Genomic DNA, 25556 nt, shown 5'->3' on the forward strand with positions numbered 1-25556 from the left:
TGCCAGGTGGGTCGGTGGTCAGTGCTCACCTCCCGGGGCCGGTGGGGCGCCGGGCGGCAGCGGCTCCAGCCCCAGGCCGGGGCCGCCCGTCAGGCGTAGCCAGGCGCCCTCCTGGATGTAGCCGCCGCGGGGAAGGGAGGTCGCGAACCAGGCGGGCGGGTCCAGGTCGATCATGGTGATCGCCGGGTGCGCGAGGGCGAGGTGCGCCGCGGCCGTGACCGAGATCCGCGGCTCCATCATCGCGCCGAGCATGCACTCGATCCCCGCCTCCGCGGCGACGTCCGCGATCGCCAGCGCCCCGCGCAGCCCGCCGGTCTTGGCGAGCTTGATGTTCAGCAGGTCGCAGGCGGCGGCGTCGGTGAGCCGGCGCGCGTCCTCGGCGCTCCACACGGATTCGTCGGCCATGATCGGCACGTCCACGGCGGCGGTGACCCGTGCCAGGCCGTCGAGGTCCTCCGCGGCGACGGGCTGCTCCACCAGGTCCACCGGCAGGCCCGCTTGCGTGAACCCGGTGATGATCTCGATCGCCTGCGCGGGCAGCCAGCCCTGGTTCGCGTCCAGCCGCAGCCGCGCCTGCGGTGCGGCCTCCACCACGGCGGAGAGCCGTTCGCGGTCCAGGGCCACGTCCCGCCCCAGCTTGATCTTGAGGATCTCCGCGCCGCCCGTCACCGCCTCCCGGGACCGGGCCGCCATCACGGCCGGGTCCTCGAGAGAGATGGTCATGTCGTTCCTCAGGCGGCCGTGGACGTCGCCGCCCAGCAGCTCCACCAGCGGCCGGCCGGCCGCGCGCGCCCAGGCGTCGTGCAGCGCCACCTCGAGCGCCGCCTTGGCGCTGGTCGCCCCCTCGAGCGCGGCGGCGATTCGGGCGCTGTGCCCGGCGACGGTGTCGGTGGCGCCCTCCACAGCCGCCCGCAGCGGCCCCGCGAGCGCGGCGGCGATGCTCTGCGCGGACTCGCCGGTGACCGCGACGGTCTCCGCCGCCGAGCCCTGGCCCACGGCGCCGCCGGTGAGCTCCACCTCCGCCACCACGTACTCCACGGCCTCGGTGCGCCGCGCCGCGGTGACGAAGGGCCGCAGCAGGGGTGCGCGATGGCGGTGGCAGTGCACCGCCGCGACCGTCAGCGGGGCCGACTCCTCGGGGGCGCCCTCGCGGGAGCGGGATGCCACCGTCACAGCGCCGACATGATCTGTGCGGCGGCCAGGCCCAGGAAGGTGCCGGCGAAGGAGCCGATCAGCGCCATCAGCACGCCCACCGGCACCAGCTGGCGGTTGTAGGCCGCGGCGATCACGGGCGCGGAGGCGACGCCGCCGATGTTCGCGGTGGAGGCGACGGCCAGGGAGAACAGCTCCACCTTCGCGATCTTGGCGTACACCAGCATGATCGCGATGTGCACCAGCAGCACCAGCACGCCGATCAGCAGGTACAGCGGTGCCTGGGTGAGGGCGGAGAAGTCCGAGCCGGAGGCGATCTGCCCGATCACCACGAACAGCATCAGCGTGGCCACCTCGAGGGAGCCGGCCGTGCGGCCCAGCGGGGTCACCGCGATGAGCAGGCCCAGCACGGAGACGATCACGATCGTCCAGGTGGTGGCGTTGACGACGGTGCCCCATTCCGGCAGCAGCGCCCCGATCCGGGTGGCGAGGGTGGAGACGAACAGCGAGCCGAACACCACGATCGCGAGCGAGGCGAGGGTGATCGGGTGCTGCTCCTCGTCCTCCGCGCCGAGGTGGGCGTCGAGGTGGGAGGTGTCCGCCTTGGTCCAGCGGTTGAAGCGGGGCGAGCTGCCCACCGCGGCGAACATCGCCATCAGCCACACGGAGTACAGGATCGTGTCGGTGATCAGGGCGTAGCCGAAGATCGACTCGGGGGCCTGCAGGATGTCCTGCACCGCCACCATGTTGGCGCTGCCGCCGGTCCAGGAGGCGAGCAGGGCGCCGAACGCCTTCCACGACTCGTCGTGCAGGGCAGCCTGGAAGAGGGTGACCACCACGATCATGCCCACGAACAGGGACGCGGCGGAGACCGCGTAGGTCAGCAGCAGCTTGGGGCCGAGCCGGATGATCCGACGGATGTCGCAGCTGAACAGGAACAGCAGGATCATCGCGGGCAGCAGCACGTCCTTGACCTGCGCGACCGGTGCGCGGGTGGCCTCGTCCTGGCCGAACACGCCCAGGGAGTTCAGCGCCGCGCAGGCCAGGTACATCAGCACCATGCCGGGCACGAACTTGAACAGCTTCCAGCCGGTGGTGCGCTCCAGCACGATGAGCGTGCTGGACAGTGCCAGCAGCACGCCCAGCATCAGGATTCCGTCGGTGATCACGGGGGACTCCTCGGGGGATGGGAGGGATCGCCGCCGCGGGGACAAAAAAATCGGAAGCACCGGCGACCGACGCCTCGGACGAGGCGCGGTGCGGTGCTTCCGACGGGATCCGGTTCGGTGAGGTTCCGGGCGGGCGGCAGCGGGTATGCGGTTATGTCGCCTGCTCCGGGAGGGCCGACAAGTCGCGGTACTTCGCGGCGGCGCTGCGCACGGAGGCGGCCAGCGCCCGCTGCGAGGAGCCGTGGTACCTGTCGGTGATCGCTCCCACCAGGGCGTCGTCATCGAGCAGGGACCGCCCCACCAGCAGTTCGCGCACGAACTCGACCGTGAGGGTCAAGGTGGCGGTGCAGTCCGCCGCCCGTATGACGTGGCTCTCAGTATCGACCACGAGGCCGATGAAGAACAGCCCCCACTGCGACGTGATCGGATTGTTGTGCGGTGCCTTCGCCTCGCCGGTGAGGTAGATCGTCGTGGGCATGCACGGATCCTAGGCGCTCACAGGTACTCGAGGTTGATCTCGCTCTCGGGATGGAAGAAGGTGCAGCTGCCCGGGGTGGGGCGCACGTGCACCACCATCTCCGCCTCGAGCTCGCGGAACCCGGTGACCAGGCGCATCACCACCTGTCCGCCGCGCACCGAGGCGCCCACGGTCTCGCCCTCCAGCGGGCGGCAGTGCACGTGCGCCTCCCCGCCCAGCCGCTCCACCAGGCGCACCCGCAGCGGGATCGTGTCCGCGCTCCCCGCGTTCTCGCCCACCGCGGCGATCTCCCAGTTCTCGGGGCGCACGCCGACGATCACCTCGTCGTCGGCCCTCGCGCGCAGCTCCCGCGGCAGCGGCAGGGCCGGGCCGTGGCCGTCGGCGAGGCGGGCGCGCCCCTCGGCGTCGATCCGGGCGCCGTCGAGCAGCGTCATCGCGGGGGAGCCGATGAAGGTGGCCACGAAGGTGTTGCCCGGGTGGTCGTAGAGGTGGGTGGGCTCGTCCACCTGCTGCAGCACCCCGTCGCGCAGCACCGCCACGCGGTCGCCCATCGTCATCGCCTCGGTCTGGTCGTGGGTGACGTACACCGTGGTCACACCCAGCTCCCGCTGCAGCTCCCCGATCTGGGCGCGGGTGGAGACCCGCAGCTTCGCATCGAGGTTCGACAGCGGCTCGTCCATGCAGAACACCTTCGGGTTGCGCACGATCGAGCGGCCCATCGCCACCCGCTGACGCTGCCCGCCGGACATCTGCGAGGGCTTCTTGTCCAGCAGCGGCTCCAGCTCCAGCATGGCCGCGGCCCGCTTCACCTGCGCGTCGATCTCCGCCGAGGGCAGCTTGAGGTTCTGCAGGGCGAAGGCCATGTTCTGGCGGGCGGTCATGTTGGGGTAGAGGGCGTAGGACTGGAACACCATGGCCACGTCGCGGTCACGGGCGCGCATCTCGGACACGTCCACGTCGTCGATGTGCACCGAGCCCTCGTCGATCGGCTCGAGACCGGCCAGCATGCGCATCGCCGTGGACTTCCCGCTCCCGGAGGGGCCCACCAGCACCAGGAACTCGCCGTCGGCGACGGTGAGGGAGATCCGGTTGACGGCGGGCGGACGGGACGGGTCGTAGATGCGGGAGGCCTGCTGGTACTCGACGGTGGCCATGGTGTTCCTCGTGCTCCTTCAGGGGGTGGGACGGGACGTCACAGGTTGGGGGTGATGTCCCGGTCGATGACCTCCTGGGTCTCGTTCTGCAGGTCCTCCATCACGGCGGCGACGTCCTCGCCGCCGATGGCGATGCGGTCCAGGCCCGCGCCGATCCGCTGGCCGCCGCCGGAGACGAACACGCGCGCGTTGTCCTGCGGGGCGGTGTTCTCGTTCAGCTGCCGGATCGCGGTCATGGCGTTGGGGTTCTCCTCGAGGTACGTCGCCTCCTCGGGATCCTCCAGGGCGGACTTCCGCACCGGCATGTAGCCGGTGGCCTGGCTGAACGTGATCGTGTTCGCGGTGTTGGTGAGGAAGTCCGCGAACCGCACGGCGTTGACCTTGCGCTCGTCGCTGATGCCGTCCGGCACCGCCACGCCCGCACCACCGGTGCAGGCGCCCGGCGTGGGGCCGGGGAGGTAGGTGGTGAGGAACGGGAACTCCGCGGAGTCCGTGAGACCGCCCAGGGAGCCGGTGGACTGCAGCAGGCCGGAGGCGTTGCCGATGGCGAAGGTGTTGTTCGCGTCGGCCGCGATCTGGATGTGCCCGGCCGCGACCTGCTCCTGCAGGAAGGTGGCCGCGTCCAGGGAGCCCTGCTCGGTGAAGGAGGGGGTCCACTCGGTGGAGTAGGCGCCGCCGAAGGTCCAGATCATGCCCTGGAAGTACCAGTCGAGGTAGTTGGAGCCGTCGGGGACCACCAGCGCCGGCTGCCCGCCGTTGGCGTCCATGATCCGCGGCGCCCACTCGGCGAACTCGTCCCAGGTCTCCGGGCCGCGGTCCGTGGGCAGACCCGCCTCGCCCAGCACGTCGGAGTTGAAGTACATCAGCGTGGTGGAGCGGGAGAACGGCATGCCGTAGTGCTTGCCGTCGTAGTTGTAGTCCTCGCGCAGCGTGTCCACGATGTCGTCGGCGTCGACGCCGGCCTCGGTCCACAGGTCGTCCAGCGGGGTGGTGGCCCCGGTGAAGGCGAAGTTGAACCAGGTGACGTCCGAGGCGACGATGAGATCCGGCAGCCCGCCGCCGGCCAGGGCGGCGTTGAACTTCTGCCCCAGCTCCTCGTAGTTGGCGCCGCCGTCGACCAGCGTGGCCGGGGTGTCCGGGTTCTCCTCGTTCCAGAGGTCGATGATCGCCTGCTCGACGTCCTTCGAGCTGCCGGGGTGGTTGGACCAGAACTGGATGGTGCCGTCACCCTCCTCGCCTCCGCCGCCGCTTCCGGCGGAGGTCTCCCCGCCGGCGCAGGCGCCCAGGGCGAGAGCGGCGGAACCGGCGCCGGCCAGTCCGAGGAGCGAGCGTCGTGAGAAGGTCATGCGGGTCTCCCATTCATGAGGTGCGGGGGTCGTGCGGATCCGGGGAGGGCGAGGTCAGCCCTTGACGGCCCCGGCGGTCAGGCCCTTGATCATCTGCTTCTGCAGGATCAGGAAGATGACGAGCATCGGCAGGGTGGTGAGGACCGTCGCGGCCATCACCGGGCCCCAGTTGGTCAGGCCCTCGTTGTCCTGCAGCTGGGTGAGGCCGATCGGCAGCGGGGCCACGGCGTCCGTGTCCGACATCAGGAACGGCCACAGGTACTGGTTCCACTCCGTGACCACCGTGATCAGCGTGAACGCGACCAGGGTGGGCCAGGACATCGGCAGCACCACCCGGAAGAGGGTGCGGCCGAAGCCGGTGCCGTCCAGCTCCGCGGCCTCCATCACCTCCTTGGGCAGCGACAGGAAGTGGTTGCGCATCAGGAAGGTGCCGAAGGCCACCGCGGCCAGGGGCACGATGATGCCCTGGAAGGTGTTGCGCCAGCCCCAGCTGGCCACCAGCGCGTAGTTCGAGATCACCGTGACCTGGTTGGGCACCATCAGCGAGGCGATCACCAGCAGGAACACCAGGTTCCGCCCGGGGAAGCGCAGGAAGGCGAGACCGTACGCGCACAGCACGCCGAGCGCCACCTGCACCACGGTGAGGATCGCGGTGATGATGATCGAGTTGCGCAGGTAGCGGTCGAACCGCACCTCGGAGAGCACGTAGGAGTAGTTCTCCGGTGCGAAGGGATTGGGCAGCCAGGAGATCGGATCGGAGTAGATGTCGCCCTGCGTCTTCAGCGAGGTGATCACGATGAAGTACAGCGGCACGAAGAACAGCAGCAGCGCCAGCACCATGCCGGCGTAGCCGAGGATCCGCGCGCCGCTCCCGCCCTGGAAGGCGAGGCCGCGGCGGGCGGCGCGGCGGCGCTGCGCCGCGGTGAGCGCGGGGGCGTCCTCCGTGCCGGGCCCCGTGCCGGGGGTGGGCGGGAGGGCGTGGCGCACCTGATCGGTGGTGGTCATCAGCTCGCCCTCACTCCTGCTTGTCCTGCAGCTTGACCTGCACCAGCGTCACGATCAGCACCAGCAGGAACATGATCGAGGCCACCGCGGCGCCGTAGCCGGCGCGGCTGTTGACGAAGGTCTCCTGGTAGATCTGGTAGATCAGCGTGGTGGTGCCGGTGCCGAAGGGGCCGCCGGCGGTCATCACCTGGATCACGTCGAACACCTGGAACGAGTTCAGCAGCACCGTCACCGAGAGGAAGAAGGTGGTGCCCTTCAGCTGCGGCAGCGTGACCCGCCAGAACTTCCGCCAGGCGCCGGTGGCGTCGATCTCCGCGGCCTCGTCGAGGTCCGTGCGCCGTCCCTGCAGCGCGGCCAGGTAGATCACGAAGGTGTAGCCGAGGTTCTTCCACACGTAGGTGGTGGTGATCATGAACAGCGCCCAGCCGGAGTGCTGGTAGAAGTTCGGGCTCTCCACGCCCACCCGGCCCAGCAGGTCCTGCACCAGGCCGAACCCGGGGTCGAACACGAACTGGAAGGCCACGCCGATCGCCGCGCCGGAGATCACGTACGGCGCGAACACCGCCGTGCGCACCAGGTTGCGGCCGCGCAGGTGCTGGTCCAGCAGCATCGCCAGCGCCAGCCCGATCACCATCGAGCCCACCACTGCCACCAGCGTGAACACGAGCGTGTTGCGCATGATCTGCCAGCTGGTCTCGTCCGTGAACCACTCGACGTAGTTGTCCAGCCCCACGAACGTCATCGTGGGGGAGGAGATGTTCCAGTGGTAGAAGGAGATGCGGAAGTTGTCGATCAGCGGGCGGTAGGTGAACAGGCCCAGCAGCACCATGTTCGGCACGATGAGCACCGCGGCGAGGGCGAACTGCCGCCAGTCGAGCCTGCGCGAGCGCGCCACCGGTTCGGTGTCGGGACGGCGCTCGAGCCCGGGGATCGCTGGTGTGGTCACGCAGGCAACGTAACCCGGTCAGGGAGAGTCGCTCTGGCGTCCAGGTGACGTCCAGATGAACCCGGCCCGGGACGGGGGAGGCGTGGCTCACATCGCGGCGCAGGCCCGATCATGGACAGGCGTGCAGGTCACCGGGGTGGTGCGGGTACCCGGCAGGGCGGACTGCCTGCAGCGGGGCCGCGGGCCGACGGTCGCGCCGCGCGGCCGACGGTGCCGGTCAGCCAGCAGCGCGGGTGAGCGCGTCGACCGCGCGGATCAGCCCCAGATGGCTGAACGCCTGCGGGAAGTTCCCCGCCATCCGCCCCGCGGTGCCGTCGTACTCCTCGGCCAGCAGGTGCAGATCGTTCGCGGAGGCCAGCAGGCGCTCCATCAGCTGCGCCGCCTCGTCCCGCCGGCCGGAGGCGGCATACTGCTCCACCAGCCAGAAGCAGCACACCAGGAAAGGGTGCTCGTCCCCGGGCAGGCCGTCCTGCCCCTGGGTGCGGTAGCGCAGGATCAGCCCGTCCTCGGTGCGCAGGTCCTGCTCCATCCGGGCCACGGTGGCGAGCATCCGCGGGTCGTCGGCCGGCAGGAAGCCGGTGTGCGGGATCTGCAGCAGCGAGGCGTCCACCTCGGTGCTGCCGTAGGTCTGCACGAACGCCCCGTCGGCCCCCACCCCGCGGGCGAGCACCTCCTCGCGCACCCGGTCCCGCAGCCGCTCCCACTCCGCGAGCTCCTCCGCGTCGGCGGGCAGGCCGTGCTCCTGCACCGCCCGCACGGCGCGGTCGAAGGTCGCCCACACCATCACCCGGCCGTGGGTGAAGAACGCCGGCTCCCCGCGCATCTCCCAGATGCCCTGGTCGGGGGTGTCGATGCGGCGGGCGGTGTAGCGCACCAGCGCCTTCTGCAGCGGCCACGACCAGCGGGTCTCCTCCAGGCCCGCCTCGCGCATCCTCTCCAGCGCGATCATCACCTCGCCCACCACGTCCGCCTGGTACTGGGCGGCCGCGCCGTTCCCGATCCGCACCGGCACCGAGTCCTCGTAGCCGGGCAGGTGCGGGAGCTCCCGCTCGGGCAGGTTCCGGTCCCCGGTGAGCGAGTACATGATCTGCAGCCGCTCCGGGTCCCCGGCGATCGCGCGCAGCAGCCAGTCGCGCCAGGACGAGGCCGCCTCCACGTGCCCGTGCGCCAGCAGCGCCTCCAGCGACAGCGCCGCATCGCGCAGCCAGCAGAAGCGGTAGTCCCAGTTGCGCACCCCGCCGAAGTCCTCGGGCAGGCTGGTAGTGGGCGCGGCCACGATGCCGCCGGTGCGGCGGTGGGTGAGGGCGCGCAGCACCAGCAGCGAGCGGGCCACCGGCTCCGCGTACTCCTCCTCCACCCGGACCTGGCCCAGCCAGTGGGACCAGTGCCGGGTGGTCTCCGCCAGGGCCGCCGCGACCTGCGGTGCGGCCGGTACCTCCCGCCACGACGGGTACCAGGTGAGCGCCCAGTCGGCGCTCTCGTCGGCGGACAGGCGGTGACGGCCGCGGTGGGCGCGTCCGTCGGCCTGCAGCGCCGGGCCGTGCAGGCACACCGCGTCCCCGCCGGCCACCGCGATCAGCGCACCGCGCCCGTCGCGGTCCTCGCCGCGCCGCACCCACGGCACCACCTGGCCGTACTCGAAGCGGAGCAGCAGCTCCTGGACCACCTCCACCTCACCGTCGGTGCAGGTCACCGAACGCACCAGGTCGGAGCGGTCCTCCACGTCCCCGGCGAGGGTGGTGGCGCCGTCGCCGCCGGTCGGGTCCAGCGGCAGGAACTCGGTGACCACGGCGGTGCCGGTGGGGGAGCGCCAGGTGGTCTCCAGCACCATCGTGCCGGGCAGGTACCGGCGCGCGAGCACCTCCCCGTCGGCGATCCGCAGCGACCAGTGCCCGTGCGAGGCGTCGCCCAGCAGCGCGCACAGCAGCGCGTCGGCGTCGAAGCGCGGCATGCACAGCCAGTCCACGTCCCCCTCCCGGGTCACGAGCGCGGCGGTGCGCTGGTCTGAGAGCAGCGCGTGGTCCTCGATCAGCGGTGCGGTCATGCCTCCCAGTCCATCACGCCGTGCGGGGTGGGTGCGGGCGGGGCGAACGTCCGGGTCAGTCCTGCTCGGGCTCCTCGCCCGCGCCGGTGACGAACTCGCGCAGGTGCTGCGAGAGCGCGAGGCGGCTGGGCTCGTGGCAGTACATCATGTGCCCCGCCTCGTAGTACTCGATGCGGATCCGCTGCTCGTAGTCCTCCTGCGGGATCGCCAGCTGCGCCAGCACGTGCTCGCTGGCGTGGAAGGGCGTGGCGGCGTCGTGGTAGCCGTGGGAGACCAGCACCCGCGTGTGCGGGGACTTCCGCAGCAGGCGGGCGAGGTCCGAGGCGACCTCCACTGAGCGGTTCTCGAAGTCCTTGTAGCTCCACGGATGCACCCGGCCGGACATGATCTCGTAGACCACGTCCGAGGAGAACTCCAGCTCGGTGCCGAGATACTGGTTGATGGCGGCGGTGTAGGAGGGCGCCAGCTGGTCGATCGAGGGGTCGGTCTCCATCCTCGCGGCGTTCCCGTTCCCGGCCGGGGCGGTGAAGCGCCCGTCGATCCGCCCGGTCACCAGGCCGCGGTCCCGCAGCAGCTCGGCGAGGAAGGCCATGTGCTCGATGCGCAGGTCCGCACGCTCCACCCACTCCGGGTCCACGCCGACGAGGGCGCCGATCCGGGCGGCCGCCTCCTGCTTCTGGGCCGGCGCCAGGCGCAGTCCGGCCGCGAGCAGCGCGGGGTACTCCTGCTCGGCGAAGGCCTCGGCCTCGTCCACCACGTCCTGCAGCATGCGCTCCTCGTGCCTGCCGTGCGCGTGCGCGATCGCCGCATAGGTGGGCAGGTAGTGGAGGTAGGGGCGGTCGTTGCCCTCGGAGAACACGATGGTGCCGAAGTCCAGCACCGGCGAGATCAGCACGATCCCCGCCACGGCCAGGTAGTAGCGGTCCATCAGGCGCGCCGCCACGGCGGAGGCGCGGGTGGTGCCGTAGGACTCTCCCGCGAGGTGGACCGGGGAGGTCCAGCGCTGGTGGCGGGTGAGCCAGTCCACCACGAACGCGGCGATGAGGTCGCGGTCCTCGGCGAGCCCGTGGTGGCGGGCGGGCTTCTGCCCGGGCGCCGGGCGCGAGTAGCCGGTGGTCATCGCGTCCACCACCACCAGATCGGCGACCTGCAGGATCGTTTCGTGGTTGTCGAGCAGGCGGTGCGGGGGAGCGGCCGGCGCACCGGCGTCCCCGGAGTCCACCCTGCGCGGCCCCAGCAGTCCCAGGTGCAGCCACACCGTGGACGCCCCCGGCCCGCCGTTGAACGCGAACACCACCGGGCGCTGGGTCTCCCCGGTGTTCTGCGCGAGGTAGCTGACGGAGAACAGCTCCGCGTAGGCCTTGCCGCGCCCGTACTCCTCGCCCTCGGGCTCCTCGCGCAGCACCACCGTGCCGGCGGTGGCCGTGTAGTCCAGCGTCCCCTCCGGCAGGTCGAGCGAGTGGAGGGTGGTGACCAGGTGGTCCTCGGGCGTCTCGGCGGCGGCCTGGCCGGCCGGCGTCTCGGGGGCGGGGGAGGTGGGCTGGGCGGTCACTCGTGCTCCTTCGTCGGATCCGGCGTCGGCCTCGATGCTATGCGAGGGGCGGCGGGGCGGGTGCGGGGGAGGCACCGCGCCGGTCGGGTCGGCCGAGAATCGGTCATGGGGTGGGCAGAGGGGCGCGGGTGGGTTAGAGTCACGAACCGTGAACGTTCACGACCTCTGATTAGTGAGCGCGAACTATTCTGTGCCGCGACGCCTGCTCCCCCGAGTACGCTCACCGGACACTCGACGACGAGGAAGGACACAGGAGAGCGATGACGCCACACCTGACCCGGCGCACTGCGCTGGCCGGAGCCGGAGCGGGGGTGCTCGGCGGGTTCGCCGCCTGCGCGCCCCCCAATCCCGGCAGAGTCAACGACCAGGCCGCGATCCCGCCCGCGGACGGCCCGGTCACCATCACCTACTGGGCCTGGCTGAAGGACCTCCAGAAGGTCGCCGACGTCTTCAACGCCCAGCAGGACAGGATCCGTGTAGAGACCACCTGGATCCCCGGCGGCAACACCGGCGGCTACGCGAAGATCCTCTCCGCCGTCTCCGCCGGCGGCGGCCCCGACATCGCCCAGGTGGAGCTGCGCCAGGTGCCCGAGTTCGCGCTCGCCGGCGCCCTGGTGGACCTCACCCGCTACGACTTCGGCTCCCAGGTCGACGCCTTCGACCCCGGCGCCCTCAGCCAGGTCAAGGTGGGCGACTCCTACTGGGCCGTCCCCCAGGACACCGGCCCCGTGGCCACCTTCTACAACCGCGAGGTGCTCGAGGGCGAGATGGGGCTCACCCCGCCGGCCACCTGGGAGGAGTTCCGCGAGACCGCCGGGATCGTCTCCGAGGCCGGCAAGAACCTCATCACCCTCGACCCCTCCGACGGCTCGTACCTCATCTCCTGGGTGATGCAGTCCGGCGCGGTGTGGTTCCGCCCCGAGGGCGACGGCTGGATCGTGGACATGACCGGCGACGCCTCGATGCGGGTCGCGGAGTTCTGGGACCAGATCCTCGCCGACGGCCTGGTGGGCACCGGCTACGGCTCCTTCTCCACCCCGTGGATGGCCGCCGCCGGCGAGGGGAACGTGCTGGCCACGATCTCCGGCTCCTGGTCCGACGCCCTGATCCAGTCTGTGCCGGGCGGCGAGGGCAAGTGGGCCGTCGCCCCGATGCCCACCTGGCCCGACGGCGGTGTCGCCTCCGGCGCGCACGGCGGCTCCTCCGCCGCGATCCTGTCGAACTCGCAGCATCCTGCCGAGGCGCTCGAGTTCGTCACCTGGATGTGCTCGGACCCGGCCGGGATCGACGCCATGATCGAGTACTCCGGCATCGGCTGGTCGCCGGCGAAGGACTACATCGGCGAAGTGCGCCGCCAGCCCTCGGAGTTCTTCTCCGGCCAGAACTACAACGAGGAGGTGATCCTGCCGATGGCGCAGGGCCAGAACCTCGACTGGACCTGGGCGCCGATGATGCAGCGCGCCGCCGCCATGGTGGGCGACGGCATGACCACCGCCGTCACCGGGGAGGTTCCGCTGGTGGACATGCTCCCCGCCACGCAGACGAGGATCGTCGAGATCATGCGAGAGATGGGACTGAACGCGGAGGAGGCACGATGAGGTCCAAGACAGCCCCCTGGATCCTGCTGGCACCGTTCCTGGTCGTCTTCATCGGCACGATGATCGTGCCGATCGTGATGGCGATCGGGTACTCCTTCAGCTCCGTCGAGCGCTCCGGCCTGCTCGGCGAGGGCGGGATCACCAATTCCTTCGCCGGATTCGACAACTACGTCAAGGCCCTCTCCAACGTGAACTTCGTGGAGTCGATCGGGCGCATGATCCTGTTCGGCGTGGTGCAGGTGACCGTGATGATCGTGGCCGCGGTGGTGCTCGCGCTGCTGCTGGAGAGCGCGAACGCGAAGTGGCCCGGCTTCTTCCGCGCCACCTACTTCCTGCCCTACGGGATCCCCGGCGTGATCGCCACGATCCTGTGGTCGTTCCTGTACATCCCCGGCCTCTCGCCGATCGTGGACGTGCTGCAGCTGGTGGGACTCGACGTGGACTTCCTGGGACCGAACGCGGTGCTGTGGTCGATCGCGAACATCGTCACCTGGACCTACACCGGCTACAACATGCTCATCATCATCGCCCAGCTCAAAGCGATCCCCGGTGAGCTGTACGAGGCCGCGAAGATCGACGGCGCCGGCGCCGTGCGCGTGGCCACCTCGATCCAGCTGCCGCTGATCCGCCCGGCCGTGATGCTCACGGTGATCTTCTCGATCATCGGCACCCTGCAGCTGTTCGCCGAGCCGCGTCTGCTGCAGACCATGAGCTCCGGGATCACCTCGGAGTACACCCCGAACATGTCCGCCTACGCCTTCGCGTTCCAGTACAACGACATCGGCATGGCGGCCGCGCAGGCCGTGATCATCGCGGTCTCCGCCTTCCTCCTCTCGGCGATCGCGCTGGGAGTCTCCTCCTGGACGGAGAAGCGCCGATGACCACTTCGCACCCCACCCACGACACCGCCCGCCCCGATGCCGACGCGGCCTCCGGGCGCCGACGGGCCGCCTCCCGGCGCGCCGCCGCCGAGTCCCGCACTGGGGCCCGCGACGCCGGCCGCAAGCCCACCACCACCATCCTGGTCACCGCGATCCTGGTGATCGTCGCCCTGTACTTCCTGGTGCCCGTGTACTGGGTGGTCATCAACGCCACCAAGTCCACCGAGGACCTCTTCGGCACCAGCGGGTTCTGGTTCGGCGAGAGCTTCCAGCTGGTGGAGAACCTCCGCTCGGTGCTCAGCGCCAACGACGGGATCTTCCCGCGCTGGGGCCTGAACTCCGTGCTGTACGCGGGAGTGGGCTCCGTGCTCGCCACCTACTTCGCCACCGCGGCCGGCTACGCGCTGGCCAAGTACCGCTTCCCGGGCCGACGCTTCGTGTACGTGCTCGTGCTGGGCGGCGTGCTGGTGCCCGGCACCGCCGTGGCCCTGCCGCTGTTCTTCCTGTTCAGCTCGATCGGGATCACGAACACGTACTGGTCGGTGCTGATCCCGTCGCTGGTGAGCCCCTTCGGGCTGTTCCTGGCCTCGATCTACGCCAGCGCCGCCGTGCCGGACGAGCTGCTGGAGGCCGGCCGGATCGACGGCGTGGGCGAGCTGGGGCTGTTCCACCGGCTCGCGCTGCCGCAGCTCACCCCGGCGATCGTGACGATCCTGCTGTTCCAGTTCGTCGCGATCTGGAACAACTACATGCTGCCGCTGGTGATGCTGGCCGACGAGCGGCTGTACCCGATCACCCTGGGCCTGGACAACTGGCGGGCCCAGACCGATCGCCTGCCCGAGTTCTACCAGCTCACCACCGGCGGCGCGCTGATGTCGGTGATCCCGCTGGCGATCCTCATCCTGGTGCTGCAGCGCTTCTGGCGCGGCGGCCTCACGGAGGGCTCCATCAAGGGCTGACCCCGGGCCGGCCTAAGCCTGGGCCGGCCTGCCTGGGCTGGGCCTGCCTGCCTGGGCCCGGCCGGCCCACCTCACCCCTCAGGGTTTTGCCCGCTGAGCTTCCATGGACGGAAGCCCAGCGGGCAAAACCGTTCCGGGCACGCTCCGGCCCGGCGTCGCGCCGCAGGCCACCGGCCGCCCGGCCCGCCATCCCCGGCCCGCCCTCTCATCGTTTTGCCCGCCTGGCTTCCATGAACGGAAGTCAGGCGGGCAAAACCGTTCTGGGCACGCTCCGGCCAATCCGTTCTGGGCACGTTCCGGCCCGGCGGCGTCCGGCACCCCCGGCATCGGGCGACCGGCAGCCCTTGCATCGGCGCCCGGGGCACCGTTGGATGGGCGCATGACCTCGGCCTCTTCCCGCTCCCGCCCGGCCCTCTTCGACGCGGCCCGCTCCCGCCCGGCCGTCGTGTCCCCGAGGGCAGCGTCCCCGTCCACGGGCACCCCTCCCGTCGCGCCGCCACCCGCAGGCCCGGCCCGTCGTGCGGTGCTGCGTGGCGGGGCCGTGCTGCCGCTGGCGGTGTCCGGACTGGCGGCCCTGGGCCTCGCGGGCTGCGGCGGTGGGGAGCCGGGCGGGGACGGCCCGGATCTCGCCGCGGAGCTGCCGCGGGCGGAGCCGGGCCCCGTGCCGGGCGCGGGCGAGCCGGTGGTGCCCTTCACCGCCCGGATGCTCGGCGCGCTCGACCGGGCGGAGACCAATGCGGTGTGCTCGCCGCTGTCCGCCCAGGTGGCGCTGACGATGATCGGCATGGGCGCGGCGGGGGAGACCCGCACCCAGATGGAGGAGGTGCTCGGCGGCGACATGGACGCGCTCGCCGGGACCGCCAACACGCTCTCCACCGCGCTCGCCGCAGTGGGGGAGGCGCAGCGGGAGGGCGGCACCGAGGAGGACCCCGAGCCGGCCACCGCCTCCCTGGTCAACGCCACCTGGCTGCAGCAGGGGTTCGAGGTGGAGCAGGCGTTCCTCGAGGATCTCGCCACCTGGTTCGGCAGCGGCGTGTTCGAGGCGGACTTCGCCGATGATGCCGCGCGAGAGGCGGCCCGCGAGGAGATCAACGGATGGGTGGAGGAGTCCACCGAGGGCCTCATCGAGGAGTTGCTGCCCGAGCAGATCCTCACGCCCAGCACCCGCCTGGTGCTCGTCAACGCCCTCCACCTCAAGGCCGCGTGGCAGGAGCCGCTCACGGTGGCCGGCGGCCGCTTCACCACCGCCGGCGGCGAGCAGCGCAGCTGCGAGATGCTCCACGGCAGCACCGCCACCTGGTACGAGGACGAGGTGTGCCGCGCCACCTCCCTGGACACCTACGGCGAGGAGCTGGCGCTCGCCCTGGTGCAGCCCGTCCTGGACCTCCCGGACGTGCTCACGGCCTGGGCCGACGCGGCCGACGCGGCCGGCGATCCCGAAGGCGCGGGCGCCGCGGGGCCGGGACTCGGCGCCGTGCTCGCGGGGCTCGAGGAGTCCTCGGCCACCGTCGCGCTGAGCGTCCCCGCCGTGGACATCGACGCGGAGTACTCCCTGAAGGATCTGCTCGAGGGGCTCGGCATGACCGACGCGTTCACCGCCGGGGCGGACTTCTCCGGCATCACGGGGCAGGCGGAGCTGATGATCGACGCCGTGGTGCAGAAGGCCGTGCTCACGGTGGACGAGAACGGGATGGAGGCCGCGGCCGCCACCGCGGTGACCGCGGTGGAGACCTCGGCGCAGGTCCCGGACCAGGAGCTGGTGCTGGACTCCCCGTTCCTCGTGGTCGCCTACCACCGGGAGTCGCTGGCACCGCTGGTGGTGGGCTGGATCGGGGACCCGACGCAGACCCGCTGAGCCCACCCCGCCGCGAGCGGGCCGACTATCCTGGTGGTAAGCGCGTTCCGCACAGTGTTCACGATGGAGGAGACATGACCGCTGCACGACCCTGGCCGCTCGGCATCGAGGGGATCGCCTACGGCGGCGACTACAACCCCGAGCAATGGCCCCGCGAGGTGCGCCTGGAGGACATCGCGTTGATGCGCGAGGCCGGCGTGACCCTGCTCAGCGTGGGCATCTTCTCCTGGGCCGCGCTGGAGCCGCGCGAGGGCGAGTACGAGTTCGAGTGGCTGGACGAGGTGCTGGACCTCCTCGCCGAGGCCGGGATCCGGGTCGCGCTCGCCACCGCCACGGCCTCCCCGCCGCCGTGGCTCACGCATCAGCATCCCGAGCTGTTGCCGGTCACCGCCGAGGGCACGGTGCTGAGTCCCGGGGGTCGGCAGGCCTACGCCGTCTCCTCGCCCGTGTTCCGCGACTACGCGGTGCGGATGACCCGCGTGATGGCCGAGCGCTACGCCGAGCACCCCGCGCTCGCCCTCTGGCACGTGGACAACGAGCTGGGATGCCATGTCCCGCACGACTTCTCCGACCACGCCGCCGCGGCCTTCCGCCGCTGGCTCGAGCGCCGCTACGGCACGATCGAGGCGCTGAACGAGGCCTGGGGCACGGCCTTCTGGTCTCAGCGCTACAGCGACTTCGCGCAGATCCTGCCGCCGCGGGCCGCGCCCACCTACCCCAACCCCACCCAGCAGCTCGACTTCGCGCGGTACTCGAGCGACGAGCTGCTGGCCCACTACCGGGCGCTGCGGGAGGTGCTGGCCGAGGTGACCCCGCACGTGCCGGCCACCACGAACTTCATGCTCTCCTCGGCGACGAAATGGATGGACTACTTCTCCTGGGCCGAGGACGTGGACGTGGTCGCCAACGACCACTACCTCATCGCCGCGGACCCGCGCGGCCAGATCGAGCTGGCCTTCGCCGCGGATCTCTCCCGCGGGGTGGCCGGCGGGGACCCGTGGATCCTCATGGAGCACTCCACCTCCGCGGTGAACTGGCAGAGCCGGAACCGCGCCAAGGGCCCGGGGGAGATGCTGCGCAACTCGCTCTCGCACCTGGCGCGCGGGGCCGACGGGATCATGTTCTTCCAGTGGCGGCAGTCCCGCGCCGGCGCCGAGAAGTTCCACTCGGCGATGGTGCCGCACGCGGGGACGGAGTCCGAGGTGTGGCGCGGCACGGTGGCGCTGGGCCGCGCTCTCGAGGCCCTCGCGCCGGTGCGCGGCAGCCGGGTGCTGAACCGGGTCGCGCTGGTGATGGACTACCCCTCCTGGTGGGCGAGCGAGCTGGACTCCCACCCCACCCAGGCGCTGCGCTACAGCGAGGAGATGCTGCGCTGGTACACGGCGCTGTGGGATCTGGGGGTCGGCGTGGACGTGGTGGGCGTCGGCGCGGACCTCACCGGCTACGAGCTGGTCATCGCCCCCACGCTGTACTCCGTGAGCGAGGCGCAGGCCGCCGGGGCCGCGGAGGCGGCGCGGGCGGGCGCGCAGGTGGTGATCACCTTCTTCTCCGGGATCGTGGACGAGCACGACCAGGTGCACCTGGGCGGCTACCCGGGGGCGTTCCGCGACCTGCTCGGGGTGCGCAGCGAGGAGTTCCACCCGTTGCTCGAGGGGGAGGTGCACCACCTCGACGACGGCACCGCCGCGGACCTGTGGAGCGAGCGCACGCACCTCGAGGGCGCGGAGGCGGTGCGCCGGTGGGCCGACGGGCCGCTGCACGGCCTGCCCGCGGTGACGCGGAACCCGGTGGGGGAGGGCGCGGCCTGGTACGTCGCCGCCCGCCCGTCGGCCGAGGGGCTCGGGGCGCTGGTGGCCGAGATCGTGGCCGCCGCCGGGGTGGAGCCGGCCGTCGCCGGCCTGCACCGGGACGTGGAGGCGGTGCGCCGCTTCGCCGAGGACGGCACCACCTATCTGTTCGTGCTCAACCACTCCGAGCGCGACCAGGTGGTGCAGGTCAGCGGGGAGGAGCTGCTGCGCGGCACCGTGGCGGACGGTGCCTTGACGGTGCATGCCGGCGCGGTGGCGGTGATCCGCGAACGCTGACCGCGGCCGGTGGCGCCGGACGGGCCGGCAGTGCGGTGAGCGAGCGCCGGTCCGAGCCGACGGTCGCGCGCCGGCGGGCCTGCGCCGACGGTCGCGGGAGGCGGTCGCACCTGACACACTGGTGCAAACCGTTTCACGCGAGAGGATCGTCGACGATGACCGCACTGCTCCAGCCCACCCCGGACGGCTTCCTGCGCGGCGGCGAGCCGCACCTGGTGATCTCCGGCGCGCTCCACTACTTCCGCGTGCACCCCGCGCAGTGGCGCGACCGGCTGCGCCGCCTGGTGGCGATGGGCTGCAACACGGTGGAGACCTACGTGGCCTGGAACGTGCACCAGGGCGCCCCGGAGCCGGATTCGATCAGCTTCGAGGGCATCGCGGACCTGGGGCGCTTCCTCGACCTCGCGGCCCAGGAGGGGCTGGACGCGATCGTGCGCCCGGGCCCCTACATCTGCGCCGAGTGGGAGAACGGCGGCTTCCCCGGCTGGATCCTCGCCGACAGGAACCTGCGCCTGCGCCACCGTGACCCCGCCTACCTCGCGCTGGTGGACGCCTGGTTCGACGCGCTGATCCCCGTGATCGCCTCGCGGCAGGCCTGCCGCGGCGGGAACGTGGTGATGGTGCAGGTGGAGAACGAGTACGGCAGCTTCGGCGACGACACCGCGTACCTCGCTCATCTGCGCGACGGGCTGATCGGCCGCGGGATCGAGGAGCTGCTGGTCACCTCCGACGGCCCGGCCCGCATGTGGCTGACCGGCGGCACCGTCGAGGGAGCGCTCGGTACCGTGAACTTCGGCTCCCGCACCCTCGAGGTGCTCGCGATGGCGCAGCGGGAGCTGCCCGATCAGCCGCAGATGTGCATGGAGTTCTGGAACGGCTGGTTCGACCACTGGGGCGAGGAGCACCACGAGCGCACCGGTGAGAACGCCGCGGGCGAGCTCGCCCATATGCTCGAGAATCGCATGAGCGTGAACTTCTACATGGCCCACGGCGGCACCAACTTCGGCCTGCGAGCCGGCGCCAACCATGACGGCACCCTGCAGCCCACCACCACCAGCTACGACTACGACGCCCCGATCGCGGAGAACGGCGCGCTGACGGCGAAGTTCCGCGCCTTCCGCGAGGTGATCGCCCGGCACCGCGAGCTGCCGCCGCTGGAGGAGCACCTGGCGCAGCTGGGCCTGGACGCGGAGCCCGCCACGCTCCCCGCGGGCGAGGTGCGGATCGAGAAGACCATCGCCCTGCGCGGCACCGAGCGCTTCACCCGCCGCGCCCCGATCCACCCCGTCCCTCCCGCCTTCGAGGACATCGGGCTGGAGCGCGGCATGCTGCGCCTCTCCCGCGAGATCGAGATCGAGGCCGAGACGCACGGGGACGGGCACTCGATCGCCCCGCTGCGGCTCTACGACCTGCACGACCGCGCCTGGGTGTACGTGGACGGGACCTTCGTGGGCGCCACCGGCCTGGACCCCTCGCAGGCGGACCGTCCGCTCGCCGAGCGCACCGACGCCACGGACCCGGCCGTGATCGAGCTCGCCCCGTTCGCGGCGCGGCTGCTGCCGGAGGGCGGCCACCGCACCGTGCGGGTGGAGATCCTCGTGGAGAACCTGGGCCGGGTGAACTTCGGGCCCCGCCTCGGGGAGCGCAAGGGCATCCTCGGCGGGGTGTGGCAGCGGGTGCGCTTCCTCAACGACTGGCAGGCCGATGCCTGGCCGCTCGAGGAGATGGGGGCCGAGCTGGCCGACCTGCTCGAGGGCGCCCCGGCGCTCGCCCCCGTCGACGGTGCGGCCCACGGCGCGGCCGAAGGGCCGGGGACGGCGGCCGACGGGTCGGCGGCGGGCGCGGCCGACGGGCCCGAGGGCGCCGACGCCCTGCCGGTCCTCGTCGGCGCCTCCTTCGACGCCGCCCGCAGCGAGGACACCTTCCTCGACGTCTCCCACGCCGGGCACGGCGTCGCCTTCGTCAACGGCGTGTGCGTGGGGCGATACTGGAACATCGGCCCGCAGCAGACGCTCTACGTCCCCGCGCCGCTGGTGCGCGAGGGACGCAACGAGGTGCTGCTGCTCGACCTGGACACGCGGCCGACGCGCCTCGCGCTCGCCGAAGAGCACGTCTTCGGGAGCGCGGGCGGCTGAGCGGCGTGCGGGCGAGGGGCACATGCCCGGCGGTCTCCCCGTCCGGCATGTGCCCCTCCGCGATGCGACCGTGCTGTGGACTCTGTGGTCAGATCACAGTGACGTGCTCGGGGTGACCGGGACGTCCTCAGGGAGGACGGCAGCGAACTCCTCGAGGATCTTCTTGCCGCCGCCTTCCTCCCATTCCTTCACCGCAGCAGAGAAGTTATCGATCGTCTTGCGTCCCTGGATGACGTCGTTGCGGACGTCGTTCAGGCGGGAGTTCAGCTCGGTGCCCTTGGAGGAGCTGGTGTCCGAGTACAGGCCGTTGGTGGGACGGCGCATCATCAGTTCGAGCAGCTCCTGCTCCTTGCCGTAGATGTACTCCGAATCCTCGGGATGGGTGTTGTAGATGACGCCCTCGCCGGCGGTCATGATGTTCAGTGCGCTGGCAAGTCCGGGGACGTCTGCAGGAGCGTCGCCGATCTGCACGTAGTTGCCGCCCTCGACCTCGTAGTCCTTCCCCTCGGTGCCGTAGTTCTTCTGCATGTACTCCACGGTGCCGAAGGGTGCGGAGAGCCAGTTGACGAGATCCAGCAGTTCTCGGACCTTCCCCTCGTCGTCGGTCTTCTTGAACGGGGTGAAGCCCACGGTGCCGTAGCCCATGTCGTAGACCGGTCGGCGCCCCTCGACGGCGGAGAAGGGCACCAGGATGTCCGCGAGGAGATCGGGATTGAGCTGACGGTACTCGGACGCTCCGCGCGGACCCACGGAGACCAGTGCGGCGATCGAGCCGTTGGCGAAGTCCTGCGCGGTCTCTGCATGGTTCAGGTCGGGGTAGAAGGCTCCCGCTTCGAACACCTTCTGCGCGTACTCGAGGGTCTCGAGGTATTCGTCCGTCTGGGCGGCGGCGGTGAGGGTGCGGTCCTCGTTGACCCGGTACTGGTTCGGGACGCCGAACCACTCGCCGAACATGTGGAAGGCATTGGGCAGGAACGGCTCGAGCGCCCAACGCTTGCCGGGGATGAGGATCTCCTTGCACTTGTCGAGGAACTCCTCGGCGCTGGAGCACTGGAAGCCGTCGACCTCCTCCCACACCGCGGGATTGCCGAGGTAGACCTGGCCGAAGGGGGTGGAGGGGATCGGCGCGCCCCAGATCTTCCCGTTCACCACGGCCGTGCGCCACGAGCCTGGGGTGAGCGCGGCCAGGTTCGGGTACTCGAGGACGGCGTCACCGGAAAGGTACTCCGTCAGGTCGGTGAACTGGGATTCGAGCATCGGGCCGACGTTGGGGATTCCCTGGTTCGGCGGCACCCACATCAGGTCGGGCAGGTCGCCGGAGGCGAGGATCGTCGCGAACTTCTCCGGATAGGAGTCGATCACGATGTCGAGGTTCAGCGTGCCGCCGAGCGCCTCGTTCAGTCGTTGCCACATCCCGTTGTCGCCCATCGGGGTGGGCGGGGTCGCGAAGGTCTGCGTGAGCGCGGTGATCTCGCCGGAGGTGATCGGTGCGGCATCCGTGGTCGCGATCAGCTCTTCGGGTGCCTTGAGGAACACGTTGTGCAGACCCTCCTCGTTGCCGGGGAGGTCAGGGGCCAAGCCCTCGAGCGGCTGGTAGGTGGGAAGGGTCAGCTCGGCCGACGCCTCGGCCCCGCCGCCCTGGCGAGAGGTGCCGTCGCCGCAGGCGGCAGCGCCCGTGGTGAGGGCGGCCGCCCCGGTGAGGGCGAGGAGGTCACGTCGGCGGATCTCGACAGGCATCCGGGAATCCTTTCGTGGGGGTGCCCCGCCTCGGGGCACCAGATGGGGTGGGAGGAGAGTCAGCCCTTGATGGCGCCGGTGATGACGCCCTTGGAGAAGTACTTCTGGAGGAAGGGGTAGACCAGGACGATCGGTGCCAGCGCCACGACGACGACGGCCATCTTGATGGACTGTGGGGGAGGGGTCTGCTGGACGCCGAGCTGGTCGGCGGTGAGGGAGGTGCCCTGGATGACGTAGCTGCGCAGGATCATCTGGATCGGCCAGAGCGTCTGATCGTTGATGTAGAGCATCGCGTTGAAGAACGCGTTCCAGAATCCGACGGCGTAGAAGAGGCCGATCACGGCGATGACCGCTTTCGACAGGGGGAGCACCACCGTGCGCAGGATCCGGAAGTCGCTGGCGCCGTCGATGCGCGCCGCCTCCGTCAGCTCGGCTGGGATGCCCATGAAGAAGGACCGCATGACGATGAAGTTGAAGCCGGCGAACACCCCGGGCAGGATCAGCGACCAGATCGAGTTCAGCAGTCCCAGCTGCTTGACCATGAGGAACATGGGGATCAGGCCAGGGCTGAAGAACAGGGTCAGGATGATCGCCATGAGCATGAACTTCCCGCCCAGCACCGGGCGGCTGAGCGCATAGGCCATGCAGATCGTCACGAAGAGCGCGAGGAGCGTGCCCACGACGGTCACGAAGACGCTCACCCCGAGGGAGCGGAACACCAGGGGGCTGGCGAAGATCGTCCGATACGCCTCGAGGGTGGGATCGGTCGGGAACAGGACGTAGCCGCCGGCTTCCCGGATCTGCGCGCCGGAGGCGAAGGAGGTCGAGACGACCACGAGCATCGGCACGACGACCGCCAGCGAGATCGCAGTGATGACGAAGGTCTTCGCGATGGTCAGCGGCAGGCTCGGCTTCTCCATCCAGGCGGGCCTGGACGCGGTGCCGGCGACGACTTCCCAGAGCCGCTGGTGGATGCTGCGGTGAGAGGTGGACTGGGTGCGTGCGGTCACTGGGGCCTCCCGCGGTAGATGCCGTCCTCGCCCAGAAGGTGGGCGATCTTGTTGGCCAGGACGATGAGGATCGTGCCGACGACGCCCTTGGCGAGACCTGCCGCTGCGCCGATCGACCAGTCGCCGCCGATCACGCCGGTGTAGTACGAGTAGGTGTCGAGGACTTCCGCGGTGTCTGCGCCGACGGCGTCTCGCTGGAGGATGAACTGCTCGAAGCCGACGGTGAGGATCGAACCGAGATTCAGGATGAGCAGGAGCACGATCACGGGACGCATGCCCGGCAGGGTGATGTGCCAGGTGCGGCGGAAACGTCCCGCGCCGTCGGAGGCGGCGGACTCGTAGAGGGACTGGTCGATGGAGGCCAGGGCCGCGAGGAAGATGATCATTCCCCAGCCCGCGTCCTTCCAGGCGACCTCGGCCACGATCAGGAGCGCGAAGGTGTCGGAGTTCGTCATGAACGGGATCGGGTCCAGGCCTGAGCGGACCATCGCCTGGTTGATCAACCCCGCACCGCCCAGCATCTGCTGGAACAGTGCGATGACCAGCACCCAGGAGAGGAAGTGGGGGAGGTAGACGATGGACTGGAACGCCTTGCGCAGTCGTTGACTCATCATCGAGTCGACGATCAGTGCGAGCAGGATCGGCAGCGGGAAGAACAGCACCAGCTGGAACGCGGCGTAGATCAACGTGTTGCGCAGTGCGAGCAGGAACCTGTCGTCCTGGAACAGCTCGGCGAACTTCGACAGTCCGACGAACGGAGCTTCGGTGATCGCGTAGTACGGCTGGTAGTCCTGGAAGGCGATGACGTTGCCCAGGATCGGGATGTAGAAGAACAGCAGCAGCGCCAATGCGCCGGGGATCATCAGCACCAGCATTTGCCAGTCCCGGCGCACCCGCGCCCGGAGCGTCTTCTTGGGGCGGCGGGGATGGGGGCGTGCCGACTCGTGGTGCGTGTGCCCGACATCGACGGGGGGTCGCGGGGCGTGATCGGCGAGGGACGTGGGAGTCGACTCTGCCGAGGAGCCGGGCGGCGCTCCGGTCTGCGCAGTGCTTCGCGTCATCTGGTGCGGTGTCCTCTCGGTCGGCCCGGAGCAGAGAGGGGTGCCGTGGGGTTCAGCGACTCTGCTTGACAGGATGCCCCAGAGAGTAAATGCTTTCACCGAACTTGTAAATCGGTTCACAGATGTTGGATGCCTCTCGACGGCTGCGCGGCCGTGATGATGGAGGCACGCGCTGGAATCGGATCCCCTACTCGAAAGCGGTTCCCCTCTCATGACAGACCTCCGCATCGGCATCATCGGCTTCGGCGCCCGGGGCTCCCTGTCCCGTCATGCCCATCACCCCGGGGAGGGGTCCCGCATCACCGTCGTCGCGGATCCGAGCGAGCGCGGGAAGGAGGCGGCACGGGAGGCGCTCGGCGAGGACGTCGCGATCGTCGACGGCGTCGAGGAGCTGCTCGCCCAGCACGAGGTGGACGCCGTGATGGTGCTCGCCCCGGACTACGCCCATGCCTCCGTGGCGCTGCGCACGCTGGAGGCCGGCATCCCCACCTTCTGCGAGAAGCCGATGGCGATCACGGTGGAGGACACCGACGCGATGCTGGCGCTGGCCAAGGAGAAGCGGGCCCGGCTGTACATCGGCCACAACATGCGCCACATGCCGGTGGTGCGGCAGATGAAGGCGATCGTGGACTCGGGCCGGATCGGCCGGGTGCGGGCGATCTGGTGCCGCCACTTCGTGGGCACCGGGGGCGACTTCTACTTCAAGGACTGGCACGCCGAGCGGGCGAAGGCGACCAGCCTGCTACTGCAGAAGGGTGCGCACGACATCGACGTGATCCACTGGCTCGCCGGCGGCTACACGCGCCGCGTCTCCGGCATCGGCGACCTCGCCGTCTACGGTGACATCACCGACCGGCGCGACAACTCGGACCGCCGCATGTGGGACTGGTTCGATGCGGACATCTGGCCGCCCACCGCCCAGAAGGAGCTCAACCCCGTGATCGACGTCGAGGACATCTCGATGATCCAGATGCGCCTGGACAACGGTGTGCTCGCCTCGTACCAGCAGTGCCACTTCACCCCGGACTACTTCCGCAGCTACACGGTGATCGGGGACGCCGGGCGGATCGAGAACATGGGCGACGGCAGCGGTGACCAGATCCACCTGTGGGAGTCGCGCCGCTCCGGCCCGGGCCGCCCCGACGCGGTGGAGGTGATCGCCCGGGCCGAGGGCGGCCACGGCGGCGCGGATCCGAGCCTGATCGCGGAGTTCCTGGGCTTCGTGCGCCACGGAGGCGTCACGGACGTCTCCGCCGTCGCGGCCCGGGAGGCCGTGGCCACGGGCGTGTACGGCGCGGAGTCGATCCGCCACGACGGGATGCCGTACGACGTCCCGCCGGTGCCGGAGGACGTGCGCCGCTACTTCGACGACGGGCAGGCGTGACCGTGT

General features: G+C 70.6%; 19 protein-coding genes. 7 read left to right on the top strand and 12 right to left on the bottom strand.

Annotated elements, in window-relative coordinates:
* Positions 1–18: 18 nt before the first annotated feature.
* The 9 genes from DWV08_RS15975 to DWV08_RS16015 all read right to left on the bottom strand — a co-directional run bounded on the left by DWV08_RS15975 (position 19) and on the right by DWV08_RS16015 (position 10846).
* Entirely contained in the window at positions 19–1173 is a 1155-nt protein-coding gene (locus DWV08_RS15975; protein WP_241237344.1) for a dipeptide epimerase, read from the bottom strand.
* Positions 1170–2321: a DUF819 family protein gene (locus DWV08_RS15980; protein WP_115414719.1), complete on the bottom strand. Its 1152-nt coding sequence runs from the start codon at positions 2319–2321 to the stop codon at positions 1170–1172. Before DWV08_RS15980 ends, DWV08_RS15975 begins: the two co-directional genes overlap by 4 nt.
* Positions 2322–2472: 151 nt before the next feature.
* Positions 2473–2799: a DUF3870 domain-containing protein gene (locus DWV08_RS15985; protein WP_115414720.1), complete on the bottom strand. Its 327-nt coding sequence runs from the start codon at positions 2797–2799 to the stop codon at positions 2473–2475.
* A 17-nt stretch (positions 2800–2816) separates the two neighbouring features.
* A complete protein-coding gene (locus DWV08_RS15990) occupies positions 2817–3953 on the bottom strand; it encodes an ABC transporter ATP-binding protein (RefSeq protein ID WP_115414721.1) in 1137 nt (378 codons plus the stop codon).
* 38 nt (positions 3954–3991) lie between these two features.
* Positions 3992–5299, bottom strand: a complete 1308-nt coding sequence (locus DWV08_RS15995; RefSeq protein WP_115414722.1) for an ABC transporter substrate-binding protein — start codon at positions 5297–5299, stop codon at positions 3992–3994.
* 54 nt (positions 5300–5353) lie between these two features.
* The gene (locus DWV08_RS16000; protein WP_115414723.1) at positions 5354–6304 is read right to left on the bottom strand and encodes a carbohydrate ABC transporter permease; all 951 of its coding nucleotides are present in this window, start codon (positions 6302–6304) and stop codon (positions 5354–5356) included.
* Positions 6305–6314: 10 nt separating this feature from the next.
* A complete protein-coding gene (locus DWV08_RS16005) occupies positions 6315–7250 on the bottom strand; it encodes a carbohydrate ABC transporter permease (RefSeq protein WP_241237345.1) in 936 nt (311 codons plus the stop codon).
* Between the two features lie 217 nt (positions 7251–7467).
* Positions 7468–9303 carry a glycoside hydrolase family 15 protein gene (locus DWV08_RS16010; RefSeq protein WP_277601787.1) on the bottom strand — a complete coding sequence of 612 codons (1836 nt, stop codon included), beginning with the start codon at positions 9301–9303 and terminating at the stop codon, positions 7468–7470.
* Positions 9304–9349: 46 nt separating this feature from the next.
* A complete protein-coding gene (locus DWV08_RS16015; protein ID WP_115414725.1) occupies positions 9350–10846 on the bottom strand; it encodes a S10 family peptidase in 1497 nt (498 codons plus the stop codon).
* A gap of 260 nt (positions 10847–11106) precedes the next feature.
* Here DWV08_RS16015 and DWV08_RS16020 point away from each other — a divergent pair, with 260 nt between their 5' ends.
* From DWV08_RS16020 to DWV08_RS16045, 6 genes are all read left to right on the top strand, one after another.
* Positions 11107–12444: an ABC transporter substrate-binding protein gene (locus DWV08_RS16020; protein ID WP_115414726.1), complete on the top strand. Its 1338-nt coding sequence runs from the start codon at positions 11107–11109 to the stop codon at positions 12442–12444.
* On the top strand, positions 12441–13325 hold the full coding sequence (locus DWV08_RS16025) for a carbohydrate ABC transporter permease (RefSeq protein ID WP_115414727.1): 885 nt from the start codon (positions 12441–12443) through the stop codon (positions 13323–13325). Before DWV08_RS16020 ends, DWV08_RS16025 begins: the two co-directional genes overlap by 4 nt.
* A complete protein-coding gene (locus DWV08_RS16030; protein WP_115414728.1) occupies positions 13322–14284 on the top strand; it encodes a carbohydrate ABC transporter permease in 963 nt (320 codons plus the stop codon). The genes DWV08_RS16025 and DWV08_RS16030 overlap by 4 nt, the downstream gene beginning before the upstream one ends.
* 379 nt (positions 14285–14663) lie before the next feature.
* Entirely contained in the window at positions 14664–16139 is a 1476-nt protein-coding gene (locus DWV08_RS16035; RefSeq protein ID WP_164740394.1) for a serpin family protein, read from the top strand.
* A gap of 74 nt (positions 16140–16213) precedes the next feature.
* Positions 16214–18223: a beta-galactosidase gene (locus tag DWV08_RS16040; RefSeq protein WP_115414729.1), complete on the top strand. Its 2010-nt coding sequence runs from the start codon at positions 16214–16216 to the stop codon at positions 18221–18223.
* A gap of 155 nt (positions 18224–18378) precedes the next feature.
* On the top strand, positions 18379–20358 hold the full coding sequence (locus tag DWV08_RS16045; protein ID WP_115414730.1) for a glycoside hydrolase family 35 protein: 1980 nt from the start codon (positions 18379–18381) through the stop codon (positions 20356–20358).
* A gap of 93 nt (positions 20359–20451) precedes the next feature.
* Here DWV08_RS16045 and DWV08_RS16050 read toward each other — a convergent pair whose 3' ends face one another.
* From DWV08_RS16050 to DWV08_RS16060, 3 genes are all read right to left on the bottom strand, one after another.
* Entirely contained in the window at positions 20452–22095 is a 1644-nt protein-coding gene (locus DWV08_RS16050) for a type 2 periplasmic-binding domain-containing protein (protein ID WP_115414731.1), read from the bottom strand.
* Between the two features lie 59 nt (positions 22096–22154).
* Positions 22155–23015 carry a carbohydrate ABC transporter permease gene (locus DWV08_RS16055; RefSeq protein ID WP_115415072.1) on the bottom strand — a complete coding sequence of 287 codons (861 nt, stop codon included), beginning with the start codon at positions 23013–23015 and terminating at the stop codon, positions 22155–22157.
* Between the two features lie 86 nt (positions 23016–23101).
* The gene (locus tag DWV08_RS16060) at positions 23102–24166 is read right to left on the bottom strand and encodes an ABC transporter permease (protein ID WP_420897512.1); all 1065 of its coding nucleotides are present in this window, start codon (positions 24164–24166) and stop codon (positions 23102–23104) included.
* 211 nt (positions 24167–24377) lie between these two features.
* Between DWV08_RS16060 and DWV08_RS16065 the strand changes: the two genes are divergently transcribed.
* A complete protein-coding gene (locus DWV08_RS16065) occupies positions 24378–25550 on the top strand; it encodes a Gfo/Idh/MocA family protein (protein ID WP_115414733.1) in 1173 nt (390 codons plus the stop codon).
* Positions 25551–25556: the final 6 nt, after the last annotated feature.

This window comes from Brachybacterium saurashtrense (assembly GCF_003355475.1).
In the GTDB taxonomy this organism is placed as follows: domain Bacteria; phylum Actinomycetota; class Actinomycetes; order Actinomycetales; family Dermabacteraceae; genus Brachybacterium; species Brachybacterium saurashtrense.